This is a genomic window from Streptosporangium sp. NPDC023963 (assembly GCF_040639135.1).
In the GTDB taxonomy this organism is placed as follows: Bacteria; Actinomycetota; Actinomycetes; order Streptosporangiales; family Streptosporangiaceae; genus Streptosporangium.
In genome coordinates this window covers 459,814-472,283 of the sequence record NZ_JBEZZK010000003.1, presented here as the reverse complement: position 1 = coordinate 472,283, position 12,470 = coordinate 459,814, and the positions used below count along the sequence as shown (strand labels likewise).

Below are 12,470 nucleotides of genomic sequence, written 5' to 3'. Positions count from 1 at the left end.
AAGCTCCTTGGTCCAGCGGGCGGGGCGAGGTGCGGCTGCTCTTCGTTCTCGGCCGTTGGTGTCAAGCCGCCTTCCTGGTCGCCGGAGACAGGTCCGGCGGCTGGAGCGGTCGGTATGACGTGGCGATCAAAACGGCACCCGCGCGGGCGCGGCATCGCACCGGCGCGTCTGTCCGCAGGTCACCGGGGCCGGTTGCCCTTCCTTTTACGGCCGGCCGGCACGGCCCGGCGGCCGGAGCCGTTCTGTGCGGGTTTTTGTGCTTGCCGCTGTGCCGGTTTCTGCACGGGGGTGGCGGGGGTGGCGGGGGTGGCGGGGGTACGGCCCCGCGAGCTGTTCACCGTCCGGCCGCGGACGATGCCGATGAAATCTTCCACCAGATCGGTGGTCGCGTCCGCGGGCCAGGTCAGCGCCACCTGAGACTGCGGCGCGTCCGGCACCGGCCGGTAAGTGAGGTCCCTGCGGTGGTGGAGGCGTGCCAGCGACAGCGGGACCAGGAGAATCCCGGTGCCGGCCGCCACCAGCTCGACCGCGTCCTCCGTGGTGACCGGGCGGGTGAACGCGGGCAGCCCGGGCCGGACCGTCCACTCGATGGTGTCGTCCAGAGGATGGAACACCTCGTCGTCGACAAGGTCGGTGACGGACACCTCGTCGGCGGCGGCCACCGCGTGGTCCTTGGGAACCACGACCACCGTGGTCTCCGTGTAGAGAGGAATCACGCTGAGCCCGTCCCGGTCGACCGGCAGCCTGACGAATCCGGCGTCGGCGCCGCCCTCCCGCAGGAGCCCCACCGCCTCGGCGGCGGGAACCGCGACCAGGGTGATCGGCACGTCGGGCAATCTCTCGGTCCAGACGTTGACCCATTTCGCGGGTGTCACCCCGGGCACGTAAGCCAGTCGAAACGTCCTGCCGGTCTCTCCATCAGTCACTTCCTCAGGGTACCGATGTCGAGGGAACCTGTTCCGGCTGACTACTCTTGACGCCATGACCTCGTCCAAACCGAAGACCATCCAGACGATGAAGCCCGCGACCGCGGCCAAGAAACTGGGTGTCCCCCTCTCGGCCACTCCCGCCGAGTTTCAGGCGAGTGTCGTCTCCAGGGACGAGCTGAACGAGTTGCAGTCGTCGCCACCCGCCTGGCTCGTCGACCTGCGCCGCAACGGCCCGCACTCCAAGCAGGTCATCGCCGCGAAACTCAAGGTCTCCATCGCCGGCCTGCTCAGGGGTGGGATCACCGGACCGCTCACCACCGCTGAGATCGACGCGCTGAAAGCGGAGAACCCGGCGTGGCTGGAGCGCGAGCAGGCCCTCCAGGTCGAGGTCCGCAAAGAGGCACTCCGCCTCAAGCAACGCTAGGCGGCCGAGATCCTGCACGTTCGGCCCCGATCCTGCACGTCCGGCCCCGATCCTGCACGTTCGGCCCCGGAGGCGTCGTCAGGCTGAAGCACAACCTGGCTTCTACCGGTATGCGGATTTTGGTAGCAAGGTGGTCGGTATGACCCGTCGCGGCGGCCGCCAAAGGTGGCCAGGACCGTAGGTGTGTCTCACGGTGCCATCTGGGCTGGTCACGACCTTTGGCGGCGTTGAAGGGCCGACGCGGTGTCAGCGGCCGGGGGCCCGCTTCCTGACCTCCTGGAGCACCCAGCCATTGCCGTCCGGGTCGCTGAAGGTGGCGTAGGAGCCGTAATCGGCACGGTCGGGGTGGGGGCCGGCCATCCGCCTCTGGCCCTCGAGCCGGTGGGTGACCTCTCCGCCGTCGTGGCCGCGGTAGAAGATCCCTCCGGCATCGTGGAAGATCTCGCTGACCTCGACGCCGCGGCCGACGAGCTCGGCGCGGGCCTCCTCGATGTCGGAGACGATGAGGTAGAGGCCCTGGACCGAGCCGGGCGCGGCGGAGGTGATCCCGTTGCCGAATATGATCGAGCACTCGGAGCCGGGCGGCGTGAGGTGCACCGCGCGCCAGTTCTCACTGACGGCTTTGTCGAGATCCAGACGGAATCCCGCCGCCTCGTAGAAGGCCTTGGCCCGATCGACGTCGGATACGGGCAGCACGATGAGTTCGAGTTTCAGATCCATCTGAGGTTCATCTTTCTTGACGTCGGTGAGTCGCACGCCGTGCGTCACCGGTTCAACAGGTGATTGTGATCGGCGGGCGGCGCATGGCGATCGGCCGGGGCTCTCGCGGCCCTCGACGTGAGTGCCGACCCGCGCCCTTCCGCTCGCACAGGGCCGGCGGCATGTTCCTTTACGGCGTCGCCTCCTTGACGGCCCCGCTTCCTCTACGGCACCGCTTCCTCTACGGCACCGCTTCCTTTATGGCACCACTTCCTTGATGGCGCCGCGCACGGGTGAATCCATCATCAAAAATCTAGCTATCTTTTATCCAGGTTCATCTCCGAAAGGATCGCGCGGTCACGCCGCGCGGAAAAAGGGTCAGCCGTGCCCGAGTGCCTGGCGAACATGTGCCCCCACGGTGGGAGTGTGTTCGTCGGCCGCGGCCTGCACGTCGGCGAGACTCTGCTCGGCCAGCGCCTGCCGCCAGGCCGCTTCGGCTCGTCCCATGGCGACCTTCACCGCACACGGCTGGGCGAAGCCGGCATCGGGGCATCGCTCACCGATGGTGCCGCACCGGCGGATCTCGGCGCAGTGGAAGAGCGGCGCATCCCCCTCGATGGCGAGGACCACGTCCAGCACCGACATCGCCGCCAGGGGGCGGGCCAGGCGAAAGCCGCCCCGCGCACCTGGAACGGACTCCAGCAGGCCCCCCTTGACCAGTTGCTGAAGCTGCTTGTTCAGGTAGGACGCCGACAGGCCGTGACCGGCGGCCAGCTGCGCGGTCGCCACCGGCTCGCCGTCCCCCAGCCATGCCAGATTGAGCAGCGTATGCATCGCCCACTCGACACCCTTGCCCGTTCGCACAACCTGGACACTAGGCATCCAGTTTCAATCTGTCAAAAAATGCCTGCTCACCGGCCACGGCATGCCGCCCTGGCGTTGTGGATGGTCTCGAGGTGCTTGTCGGTCCAGCGCGCAACCCGGCTGATGATGGCCAGCAGCTCCCGCCCGGCGTCGGTGAGGTCGTACTCGACCTGGGGCGGGACGGTGGGGTGCACGGTCCGCGTGATCAGCCCGTCGCACTCCAGGCCGCGCAGTGTGGCCGTCAGCATGCGCTGGGTGATGGGCGCCAGCAGCCGCCGCAACTGGTTGAAGCGCCGCGGCCCGGAGACGAGCTCCGCCATCACCAGGGGCGCCCACTTCTCGCCCACGCGCGAAAGAATGCTCCGGAGTTCGTCGCAGGAGGACTCCAATTCCGCGGCCTGCTCGGCGATTTCCGCCATGTCGGTTCCTTCCTTGGTACTACAGCACACACAACTGCCTTCTTGCGGGTGTCTCGGGGTGAACGGCAGCTTGTTCCCGGCCTCCCGAAACTTACCTGGTGAAAAGAGCAGGAGATTGATGTGAGCCTTACCTTCCAGACCTCCGACGACCCCCGGTACACCACCCGCGGCGCCCTCTACGTACCTTCCGGGCAGGGCCCGACCGTGTGGGCCGTCGGCGACGTCTACACGATCAAGGCGACGGGAGCGCAGACGAACGGCGGTTTCGGCCTCATCGAGGCCACCGTCCCCGCGGGCGGTGGGCCGGCTCCGCACAGCCACCCCGAGCAGGAGGAGACCTTCTACATGCTCGACGGCGAGCTGGAGTTCCTGGACGGCGACCACCGGTTCACCGCCGTCGCGGGCGACTTCATCCACGTTCCGCGGGGCATTCGCCACAGCTTCCAGAACAAGCGTATGCACGCCGCGAGGATGCTCTTCATGTTCACCCCGCCCGGGCCCGAGCAGGTCTTCGCCGACCACGCGATGCCCGCCAGGGACGGCGAGACGCCGCCACCCCTGGACGACGAGCAGATGGCCCGGCTCGAGACGATGGCCGGTTTGATCAAGCCGATCATGCTGCCCGACCCCGCCTGAGGGTCCGTCGACCAGGCGGCTCCGGTACGAATCCGGTGGGGACGGAGCGTTGCCGGGACAACGCGATTCGCTGTAGGGGCAGGGCGAGGCCGGCTCGGCCGTATCTCCGGCGTTTCAGCAGCTCGACCTCGGTGTCGGTGCCTTCCGGAAGCCGTTGCCGCGGGGCAGGGTCAGCCCGGCGACGCCGCGCGGGCGTGGCGTTCGACCGTGTTGAACCCCCGGCCCGGTGACCGGGTTGACCCCCGGCCCGGATGCCGGGCACATTCGCCCGGCCCGAGGTCCTGGTCGAGGGGGGTGTGCTGCGCATGCTCGCGGCGGGTCCGTTCGGCGAGCGCGCCGGTGCGGCGTGGCCCTGCGGTATGCCGGCAGCGGCTGACCACGGTCTTCTCGCGGTATGCAGGCAGCGGCTGCGGGTGACCACGGTCTTCTCCGCCGCGGCGACCAGGCCGTGCCACGGATGCGAACGGTCGCCGGCCCGCCCCGCGTCCGGTGCTTTCCGGCGGATGGTTGTAGCCGAGGGCTTCGCCGGCCGATGTGGTCGTGCTTAGACAGTGACTCATTTGGCGAGTCGGCGGTAGCAAATGAGGGCCTGCCAGGAGGCGCCGAAGACCGGCGGCAACTGCCGCTAGGCCGTGTGTCATAAGTGGCTGGGAATAGATGCCCGCCTGACGTGATGACAGTGGACACGGCAGGTTTCGGATCGGCGGACAGGCGCCTCTGGACGGGCGGCCGTCTCTTGTCCGGCTGGCGGCGGCAACTACCGATGGTGGTCTATGCGGACGATCCCGGATCCCACGCGGTGAACGTCTTCAGATGAGCCGGGCGATTCCCGTGGGCGTGTCGCCGGGCCGTACGCGGCGAGGAAGACCCGTACCGCGCCCTCGACGTGGTGGTCCAGCTCCGAGGCGGTGGGGGCGCGGTCATCGCCGAGCAGCATTGCCTGGTTGACCGGTGCGGACATGACGAGCCAGTTGAACTGGGTCGCGGCGGTGACCGGGTCGGCGGCCAGCAGCGCGTCCCGGGCGTCGAGGTCGGCGAACGCATCGGCCAGCGCTGCGATCGTTCGTCCGGGACCGCGTTCGTAGAAGGTGCGGCCGAGCTCGGGGAAGCGAGAGGTTTCGCCGATCACCAGTCGGCGGAGCTGGAGGACGCGCGGGCGCAGCACGAGCGCGAGCTGCCGCCGGGCCAGCTCGCGCAGGTCCGCCTCGACATCTTGTGTGTCGGCGAGGCCGGATACCGCGTCCTGGACGACCTGGCCGGCCTCGTCGACGGTGGCGGCGACGATCTCGAGGAACAGCTGCCGCTTGTCGGTGAAGTGCTTGTAGACGGTCGGCTTCGACACCCCGGCGACCGCGGCCACCTCCTCCACGGTGGTGCCCAGGTAGCCGTTGCGCAGGAACACCTCCGTCGCGGCGTCGAGGATGGCACGATGCTTGCGGTCGGAGCGGTTCTCACCCATTGCACAAGACTAAACTGAACGGTGTAGTTTGTCGCAATGGCTTTCACCGATGAAGAGATCGCGTACCTGCGCTCGCAGCCGCTCGGACGGCTGGCGACCCTCGGCGAGGGCGGACAGCCCGACGTCGTGCCCGTGGCCGTCGAGTTCGACGGGACCTTCCTGTGGGTCGGCGGTGCCGGCACCGTGCGCGACACCCGAAAGTTCCGCAACATCGCCTCCGGAAACCACAAGGTGGCGCTGGTGGTTGACGACCTCGTATCGCTCGAACCGTTCATCGCCCGGGGCATCCGCGTGTACGGCGACGCCGAGCAGCCCTTCGAGCGGGTCGGCATGGTCGGCCCCGGCACCTACCTGCGCATCACGCCGACTGTGTCATGGAGTTGGAACCTCGCGGGTGAGCCCGCCGGCGAGGAGTGGTACCCATCGAACAAGATCGTGCACTAACCGCGCCTGTGGTACGGCTCGACGTGCCATTCAGCGTGGCGGTGACGAGGCGGTTCGATGTGACCGACGCGCAGTGGGCGGTGCTGGAACCGCTGCTGCCCAAGGGGAAGAAGCCGGGCCGACCACCGAAATGGAGTAGACGACAGCTGATCGACGGAATTCGGTGGCGAATTCGGGTTGGTTCGCCGTGGCGGGACGTGCCAGCCTGTTACGGACACTGGCGCACGGTGTACGGGTTGTTCTGGCGGTGGCAGAGCCAGTCGTCGAAGGAACGCATCCACGAACGATCTAACAACCAAGGCCCAAATGAGTCACGCTCTTATTGCGTTCGGGGCCGGTGCGATGGTCGCGACAGCCGGGGCCGAGGTCGATGAAGCGGGCGCAGGGGTGGAGAGGGGTCGCCGGACGACGGAGCGGCCGCCGGCGACGACGGCTCGTTGCCTGCGGCGTCGGCGGGCGACGCGTCGATACCGAGCAGCTGATCAGGCGCGGAGCCCACAAGAGCGTCGAAGCTCTGGAAAAGGACATCCGCGCCTGGATCAGCCAGTGGAATGACAATTCTCGGCCGTTCGTGTGGAAGACCGCCGAAGAGATTGTCGAATCACTTGCCCGATATCGCCGGCGAATTTCCGGCGCAGGACACTAGGCGTCGACGCAGACCCGGTCCACCTTGTTGCTGCTGGCCGAGCCCAGGTTCCTCGTCGAGCCCCGGGGGACCGACTCCAGGTAGTCCCAGTAGCCCAGCCAGTTGTAGAGGTGGACCGCTCCGTTGCCCCTGTTGTAAACGGAGGAGACCCGGTCGTTGAGGCCCATCGTCCCCAGGTCGAAACACTTACCGCCGCTGGGCGCGATCCAGATCCTGCTCACTCCGTTGGCGCTGTCGTAGTAGCAGGAATATCCCGACGCGCATTCCCACGCGAGGGCGCTGGCCGGGGCCGGGGTGGTGGCAAGGCCCATTGCCGCGGCCGCGGCCGTCGCCAACAGCACGCTGATCCTACGCCGTGTCGTCACCAAGATCACTTCCCTTTGGGGTTAGGTGATGGGCGGTAAATGGTCATTCCGCACCGGCGGGTTTCGGTTCGTCATTCCTTTGACCCGTTCATTTCTTCCAGGTGCAGGGACATCCTGTGACGAGGGCTCATATTCCGTAACCTGTAAGGTTAGAGGGCGGGGACGAAGCGTTTTCACCTCGTGAGACCGGGCGGTGGCGGCCGGTGGGCCGCCCACGGTCTCGTCATCGCGGGCCGGGTGCCGGCCACCACCATCGCCACCGGCGCGGGAAGGCGAGTGGTCAGTTGCGGGCGTGCGCGTCGAGGATGTGCGCGACGGCCTCGGTCACCTGCTCGGCGAACGCGATGTTCAGCCATTCGTCGGGCACGTGCATGTTCGAGTCGGCCCCCAGCGCGCCGGTGACGACGAACTGGGCGTCCGGATAGCGCCGGCCGAGCATCTCCATGAACGGGATCCCGCCGCCGATGCCGAAACCGCGGCACGGCTCGTCGAACACCCGGTCGCCGATCTCCTCCAGCGCCGCGGCCAGCCAGGGCGCGGCCGCCGGGGCCTGCCAGCCGTTCAGCAGAAGGAAGTCGCCCACCTCGACCCGCGCGCCGTACGGCACCTCGGTCGTCAGGATCCTCACCAGCGCGGCTCGCGCGACCTCGGCGTCGACCGTCGGCGGGGTCCGGAAGCTCAGCCGCAGGGACGTCGAGGCGCGCAGTACGGCTCCCGCCACCGCGGGGTCCGGGAGCCCGGCCGCGCCGATCACCGACAGCGTCGGCCGCCAGGTGTTGTTGAGGATGAGTTCGACGTCGTCGTCCGAGGCCGCGCGCATCCCGTCGACGAGGGGGTACCGGCGCGCGGCGGCTCCCGGTTCCAGCGCGGCGAGCGCCTCGGCCTTGGCCCGCGCCTCCTCGGGGATCGGCACGTTCATCTCGGGGACGGTGACCTCGCCGGTCACGGAGTCCTCCACCCGGTCGAGCAGCCGGCGCATGACGCGGAAGGAACTCGGCACGATACCGCTGGCGACCCCCGAATGCACGGACGTCTCCAGGACCCGCACCGTGACGGTCGCCTGCACCGCGCCGCGCAGGCTCTCGGTCAGCCACATCCGCTCGTAGTCGCCACCGCCGCCGTCCAGGCAGATCACCAGGGACACGTCACCGAGGCGGTCGGACAGATGCTCCAGGTATGAGGGCAGGTCCGGGCTGCCGGACTCCTCACCGGTCTCCAGCAGGAGGACCACCCGGGCGTGTTCGCCGCCCGCCGCCCGGATCGCGGTCAACGCGGTCGTCGCCGCGTAGCCTGAGTATCCGTCGTCGACCGCGCCGCGGCCGTAGAGCCGTCCGTCACGCACCACCGCCTGCCACGGACCCAGCCCGTCGGACCAGTCGCCGAGCGGGGGCTGCTTGTCGAGGTGGCCGTAGAGCAGCACGGTGCCGCGTGCCGTGGTGCCGGCGGTCGCGGGCACGTCCACGAGAAGCAGCGGTGCGCGTCCGTCGGACTGGACGACCTCGCATCGGGCGCCCGGCAGGCCACGCGCCGCGATCCAGTCCCGTACGTGGTCGGCGGCGGCTCGCAGATGGCCGTTCCGCTCCCAGCCGGCGTCGAAGGCGGCCGACAACGCGGGTATCTCCACCAGACCGGAAAGGCTGGGCAGCACGTCCTCGTTCCAGCCCTTGGCGACGACTTCGCGAACTCTTCCATAATCCATAACCGAATTATGCTATCCGGGATCGATGAGGGCTCCGCCGGGGCTGGAGCGCCGAGAGTCCTCACGCGAGGATCAATGGGGATCGGCGGGCACGCGAGAGGTCATTTCTTTTACGAATCACCGGCGATATGTCAACGGCCCGCACCCGGTAATGGCCGCCGGCCGGCGCGGGTACGAACCCTGGTCTCGGCGTGGTGCCGGATCGCCTCGTTTCCCGCCGCCGCCCCGGACGAAGCTCGGCAGGTCGGCTCCTGGGGCTCGTGCCCGGAACATCCGTAGGGGGATGACCGAGGGGATCTGCACCGTATCCTCACATTCCCTGCGCTCGGAGAGCATAGGCGTCTGTTTTGATTGCGCCGTGACTGAGCGAGACGCCTCAGGGGCGAGTGATGTGCTCTGGGCCACGGGCTGTGGGATATCGGCGTTTATCGCGTTGAAGTGTGCGACATTGGGAACCTGCCTGGACATCGTGCTGGTGGCCAGGACGCAGGGTTACTGTCTTGGTGATTTGAGTGCCGGGGAGGGTTTGGCCGGCCTGATCTGGGCGGCGAGTCGGTTCGTTATCTTTCCCGTCCTTTCCGGTATCTCCCTGCTCGCCTCGTTGCCGATCATTCTGCTTGCCCACCTGTCGTCGTTCGCGAACCGCGACTGGCTGAAGGCGACTCTGATGCTTCTGGCCGCCCTGGTCTCGATCGCCGGGCCGATGGTTATGATCGTTCACGACGTGGCCGTCGAAGGGATCACGGGTGATTGCGAACCGCCCTGGTGGCCGTCCTGGCTCCCTTCCTGATGCGACCTCGGAAGTTTCGCATCCCGGGAGAGCCGTCGTCCCGCTTTCCGGGCCCTGAGCACGGGTTCCGGGTCTCCGGCTTTCCGCGCTCATCGCGATCCATGGACGGGATTCGCGTGGATCATGTGGTTCTTTCGTCCGGCGACGACGTTCAGCGATGAAGAGGAGACGCGAGACGAACTGGGATCGGTGACCCGGTGAACCTGCCCGGCCGCGGCACCGGGCCGGGCGATCGTCAGGACCCGTAGATCAGGATCTTTCAAAGTGTCCTGGTCATGAACACGCTGTACGGGTCGGGCCGGTAGTCCGCGAACGGCTCGCAGTAGTCGAACCCGAACTTCTCGTACAGCTTCCGGGCGGGCAGGAAGAACTCGCTCGCGCCGGTCTCGAGGCTCAGCCGGGTGAAACCCATGCGTCTCGCCTCGGTGATGATGTGCTCCAGCAGCAGGGAAGCGGTCCCGCTCCGCTTGCGCGCCGGCGCGGTGCGCATCGACTTCACCTCGGCGTGGCCCGCGTCCAGCCTCTTGATCGCACCGCAGCCCACCAGGCTGTCACCGTCCATGACCGACCAGAACGTGATCTCGGGCTTGCGGAGCCCGTCCAGGTCAAGGGCGTGCTTGCTCTCCAGGGGCGTGATGGATCGCATCTCCTGGACGTGCTCGTCGAGAAATCCGGCGATCTCCGGACCGGAGAGGTCGTCGAGGACGATTTTCATTTGCCGGCCTTCCTTCGGGCTCCGGTCCTGCCGGGTGTGCCGTCGCCGCGCGTCAGGCCGGGGCACGTCGTTCGCCGCGGGCCCGCCGGGCGGCCGGCACCGCCTCCACCGGCGCGTCCGGGATGCCGGGCGGTGGGGGTCTCGTCGTCATCGATGGACATGTCGTCATGGGTCGGCACGGGAGGAGAGCCTTCCGGGAATCCGTCAGATCACCGAACGGATCGTACCGCCGTCCACGCGGAGCGTGGCGCCGCTGATGTAGTCGGCATACGGGCCGGCCAGATACGCGACGGCACCCGCGATCTCCTCCGGGCGGCCGAACCGGCCGATGTCATTGGGGACGAAGTCGCGGGCGGCGTTGCGCTCGATCTCCTCCCACGACTCCCCCCAGCCGTGCTCCGGCGCGATCTCGGTGAGCAGCCTCTCCACCGAGTCGACGCGGATCGCCCCGGGAGCGACCACGTTGGACGTCACCCCGGTGTCCTTCAGCTCCCGCGCCAGGGAGACGGCGAGATTGTGCCGTGCGGCGAGCGAGGCGTTGTAGTGGGGCTGCATCGACATCGGCTGCGAGGAGAGGCCGCCGCCGATCTGGATCACCCGGCCCCAGCCGCGCTCGCGCATCCCCGGCACCAGCCGCTGGATCATGCGCACCCCGGAGACCACGTTGACCTCGTACGTCCGGGCCCACACCTGCGGGGTGGCGTCGGCCCAGCCGAGGTGGTCGTACGCGCCGGCGTTGTTGACCAGGATGTCGACCTCGCCGGCGGTGGCGGCCACCGCGTCGGCGCCCTCGTCCGTGGCGAGGTCGCCGATCGCCACGGCGACCGCGCCGATGTCCTCCGCCACCTTGCGGGCGCGGGCGCCGTCTCGTCCGTGCACCACGACCTCGGCGCCCTCGGCGGCGAGCAGCCGGGCGATCGCCTCGCCGAGTCCGGAGTTGGAACCGGTCACGAGGGCCCGGCGGCCGGGCCGGAGGTCAGCCGGTGATCACGTCAGGGATCACTCCGGTGGTGACGAGGTCGCGGTACCACAGGGCGCTGTCCTTCGGCAGGCGCCGTTGGGTGGTGAAGTCGACGTGGACGATGCCGAAGCGCTTGTGGTAGCCCTCGGCCCATTCGAAGTTGTCGAGGATGGACCAGACGAGATAGCCGCGTAGGTCCACGCCCTCGGCCAGCGCGGCGTGGGCCGCCCTGAGGTGGGAGTCGAGGTAGGCGACGCGGTCCGGGTCGGCGACCCGGCCGCCCGAGGGGGCGTCGTCGTCGAAGGCCGCGCCGTTCTCGGTGATGAGCAGGCCCACGGAGGGGTGGTCGCGGGACAGGCGGGTCAGCAGGGTGGTGAGGCCCGCCGGGTCGATGGGCCAGCCCATCGCGGTGCTGGGGCCGCCGGGGTGGACGAAGGAGACGTCCTCGCTGCCCGGCCAGGCGGGGTCGGCCGGGGCGCCGGGGACGTCGGCGACGTACTGGGGGCAGTAGTAGTTGATGCCGAGCAGGTCGATCGGCTGGTGGATCAGCGTGAGATCGCCCTCGCGCAGGTGGCCGAGGCCCGCGTGCCGATCGATGATCTTCAGGAGGTCTTCGGGCATCTCCCCGCACAGGGCGGGGTCGAGGAACTGGCGGTTGAGCAGCAGGTCGACGCGTTCGGCCGCGGCCGGATCGCCGGCGACGGGCGAGAGGTTGAGGGTGAGGGCCAGCTCGCGGGCACCGGCCTCGCGCAGCGCCCGGGTGCCGAGGCCGTGCGCGAGCAGCAGGTGGTGGGCGGCGCGGAAGGCGTCGCCCGGGTCGGTCCTGCCGGGGGCGTGGACGCCACTGCCGTACCCGAGGAAGGCCGCGACCCAGGGTTCGTTGAGCGTCGTCCAGGTGCGGACGCGGTCGCCGAGCCGGGCGTGGACGGCCGTGGCGTAGTCGGCGAAGCGGTAGGCGGTGTCGCGGGCCGTCCAGCCGCCCCGGTCCTCCAGCGCCTGGGGCAGGTCCCAGTGGTAGAGCGTCACGTACGGGTCGATGCCTGCGGCGAGCAGGGAGTCGACGAGGCGGTCGTAGAAGTCCAGGCCGCGCGGGTTGACCGGGCCCGAGCCGTCCGGCTGGATCCGCGGCCAGGCGACGGAGAACCGGTAGGCGGCCAGGCCGAGCGATCTCATGAGCTCGACGTCGTCGGAATGGCGGTGGTAGTGGTCGCAGGCGACGTCGCCGGTGTGCCCGGAGGCCACCCGTCCCGGCGTCCGGGAGAAGGTGTCCCAGATCGACGGTCCGCGCCCGTCCTCGCGGGCGGCGCCCTCGATCTGGTAGGCGGCGGAGGCGGCGCCCCAGACGAACCCGGCGGGAAAGGCCGGGCCGGTCGCTGCGGTCATGTCAGTCCTCTACGAGCTGGGGTACGGCTTGTCGCGG

Annotated in this window: 15 protein-coding genes; 5 read left to right on the top strand and 10 right to left on the bottom strand. The window is 68.9% G+C overall.

What is annotated here, in order from left to right; all coding sequences use genetic code 11:
• Positions 1 to 179: 179 nt before the first annotated feature.
• Positions 180 to 926: a LysR family substrate-binding domain-containing protein gene (locus AB0F88_RS13320; RefSeq protein ID WP_362681822.1), complete on the bottom strand. Its 747-nt coding sequence runs from the start codon at positions 924 to 926 to the stop codon at positions 180 to 182.
• Between the two features lie 55 nt (positions 927 to 981).
• Between AB0F88_RS13320 and AB0F88_RS13315 the strand changes: the two genes are divergently transcribed.
• Positions 982 to 1,353, top strand: coding sequence for a DUF5997 family protein (locus AB0F88_RS13315; RefSeq protein WP_362681819.1), 372 nt, complete (start codon positions 982 to 984; stop codon positions 1,351 to 1,353).
• A 246-nt stretch (positions 1,354 to 1,599) separates the two neighbouring features.
• On the opposite strand, the gene AB0F88_RS13310 is transcribed toward AB0F88_RS13315, so the two are convergent.
• From AB0F88_RS13310 to AB0F88_RS13300, 3 genes are all read right to left on the bottom strand, one after another.
• Positions 1,600 to 2,073, bottom strand: a complete 474-nt coding sequence (locus tag AB0F88_RS13310; protein WP_362681816.1) for a VOC family protein — start codon at positions 2,071 to 2,073, stop codon at positions 1,600 to 1,602.
• A 357-nt stretch (positions 2,074 to 2,430) separates the two neighbouring features.
• Entirely contained in the window at positions 2,431 to 2,916 is a 486-nt protein-coding gene (locus tag AB0F88_RS13305) for an Rrf2 family transcriptional regulator (RefSeq protein WP_362681813.1), read from the bottom strand.
• A gap of 47 nt (positions 2,917 to 2,963) precedes the next feature.
• Complete coding sequence (locus AB0F88_RS13300) at positions 2,964 to 3,263, bottom strand: helix-turn-helix domain-containing protein (protein WP_362681810.1); 300 nt, start codon at positions 3,261 to 3,263, stop codon at positions 2,964 to 2,966.
• A gap of 192 nt (positions 3,264 to 3,455) precedes the next feature.
• Here AB0F88_RS13300 and AB0F88_RS13295 point away from each other — a divergent pair, with 192 nt between their 5' ends.
• Positions 3,456 to 3,971: a cupin domain-containing protein gene (locus tag AB0F88_RS13295; RefSeq protein WP_362681807.1), complete on the top strand. Its 516-nt coding sequence runs from the start codon at positions 3,456 to 3,458 to the stop codon at positions 3,969 to 3,971.
• Between the two features lie 757 nt (positions 3,972 to 4,728).
• Here AB0F88_RS13295 and AB0F88_RS13290 read toward each other — a convergent pair.
• On the bottom strand, positions 4,729 to 5,430 hold the full coding sequence (locus tag AB0F88_RS13290; RefSeq protein ID WP_362681805.1) for a TetR/AcrR family transcriptional regulator: 702 nt from the start codon (positions 5,428 to 5,430) through the stop codon (positions 4,729 to 4,731).
• 36 nt (positions 5,431 to 5,466) lie between these two features.
• Here AB0F88_RS13290 and AB0F88_RS13285 point away from each other — a divergent pair, with 36 nt between their 5' ends.
• Together AB0F88_RS13285 and AB0F88_RS13280 are read left to right on the top strand one after the other, a co-directional pair.
• On the top strand, positions 5,467 to 5,874 hold the full coding sequence (locus AB0F88_RS13285) for a PPOX class F420-dependent oxidoreductase (protein WP_362681802.1): 408 nt from the start codon (positions 5,467 to 5,469) through the stop codon (positions 5,872 to 5,874).
• Positions 5,844 to 6,248: a transposase gene (locus tag AB0F88_RS13280; protein WP_362681799.1), complete on the top strand. Its 405-nt coding sequence runs from the start codon at positions 5,844 to 5,846 to the stop codon at positions 6,246 to 6,248. The genes AB0F88_RS13285 and AB0F88_RS13280 overlap by 31 nt, the downstream gene beginning before the upstream one ends.
• 268 nt (positions 6,249 to 6,516) lie before the next feature.
• Here AB0F88_RS13280 and AB0F88_RS13275 read toward each other — a convergent pair whose 3' ends face one another.
• Both AB0F88_RS13275 and AB0F88_RS13270 read right to left on the bottom strand, forming a co-directional pair.
• Positions 6,517 to 6,885 carry a peptidase inhibitor family I36 protein gene (locus AB0F88_RS13275; RefSeq protein WP_362681796.1) on the bottom strand — a complete coding sequence of 123 codons (369 nt, stop codon included), beginning with the start codon at positions 6,883 to 6,885 and terminating at the stop codon, positions 6,517 to 6,519.
• A 280-nt stretch (positions 6,886 to 7,165) separates the two neighbouring features.
• Entirely contained in the window at positions 7,166 to 8,584 is a 1,419-nt protein-coding gene (locus AB0F88_RS13270) for a M20/M25/M40 family metallo-hydrolase (protein WP_362681793.1), read from the bottom strand.
• 358 nt (positions 8,585 to 8,942) lie between these two features.
• On the opposite strand from AB0F88_RS13270, the gene AB0F88_RS13265 reads away from it, so the two are divergent.
• Positions 8,943 to 9,374 (top strand): hypothetical protein, encoded by a 432-nt coding sequence (locus AB0F88_RS13265; RefSeq protein WP_362681790.1) that lies wholly within the window; start codon positions 8,943 to 8,945, stop codon positions 9,372 to 9,374.
• A gap of 259 nt (positions 9,375 to 9,633) precedes the next feature.
• On the opposite strand, the gene AB0F88_RS13260 is transcribed toward AB0F88_RS13265, so the two are convergent.
• The 3 genes from AB0F88_RS13260 to AB0F88_RS13250 all read right to left on the bottom strand — a co-directional run bounded on the left by AB0F88_RS13260 (position 9,634) and on the right by AB0F88_RS13250 (position 12,433).
• Positions 9,634 to 10,089: a GNAT family N-acetyltransferase gene (locus tag AB0F88_RS13260; RefSeq protein ID WP_362681787.1), complete on the bottom strand. Its 456-nt coding sequence runs from the start codon at positions 10,087 to 10,089 to the stop codon at positions 9,634 to 9,636.
• 204 nt (positions 10,090 to 10,293) lie between these two features.
• The gene (locus AB0F88_RS13255) at positions 10,294 to 11,040 is read right to left on the bottom strand and encodes an SDR family NAD(P)-dependent oxidoreductase (protein ID WP_362681784.1); all 747 of its coding nucleotides are present in this window, start codon (positions 11,038 to 11,040) and stop codon (positions 10,294 to 10,296) included.
• Positions 11,041 to 11,065: 25 nt separating this feature from the next.
• Entirely contained in the window at positions 11,066 to 12,433 is a 1,368-nt protein-coding gene (locus AB0F88_RS13250; protein ID WP_362681781.1) for a GH1 family beta-glucosidase, read from the bottom strand.
• Positions 12,434 to 12,470: the final 37 nt, after the last annotated feature.

Coding starts and splice junctions, on each gene's coding strand:
- AB0F88_RS13315 (WP_362681819.1), top strand. CDS start 982: ATGACCTCGTCCAAACCGAAGACCATCCAGACGATGAAGCCCGCGACC.
- AB0F88_RS13310 (WP_362681816.1), bottom strand. CDS start 2,073: ATGGATCTGAAACTCGAACTCATCGTGCTGCCCGTATCCGACGTCGAT.
- AB0F88_RS13290 (WP_362681805.1), bottom strand. CDS start 5,430: ATGGGTGAGAACCGCTCCGACCGCAAGCATCGTGCCATCCTCGACGCC.
- AB0F88_RS13285 (WP_362681802.1), top strand. CDS start 5,467: ATGGCTTTCACCGATGAAGAGATCGCGTACCTGCGCTCGCAGCCGCTC.
- AB0F88_RS13270 (WP_362681793.1), bottom strand. CDS start 8,584: ATGGATTATGGAAGAGTTCGCGAAGTCGTCGCCAAGGGCTGGAACGAG.
- AB0F88_RS13260 (WP_362681787.1), bottom strand. CDS start 10,089: ATGAAAATCGTCCTCGACGACCTCTCCGGTCCGGAGATCGCCGGATTT.
- AB0F88_RS13250 (WP_362681781.1), bottom strand. CDS start 12,433: ATGACCGCAGCGACCGGCCCGGCCTTTCCCGCCGGGTTCGTCTGGGGC.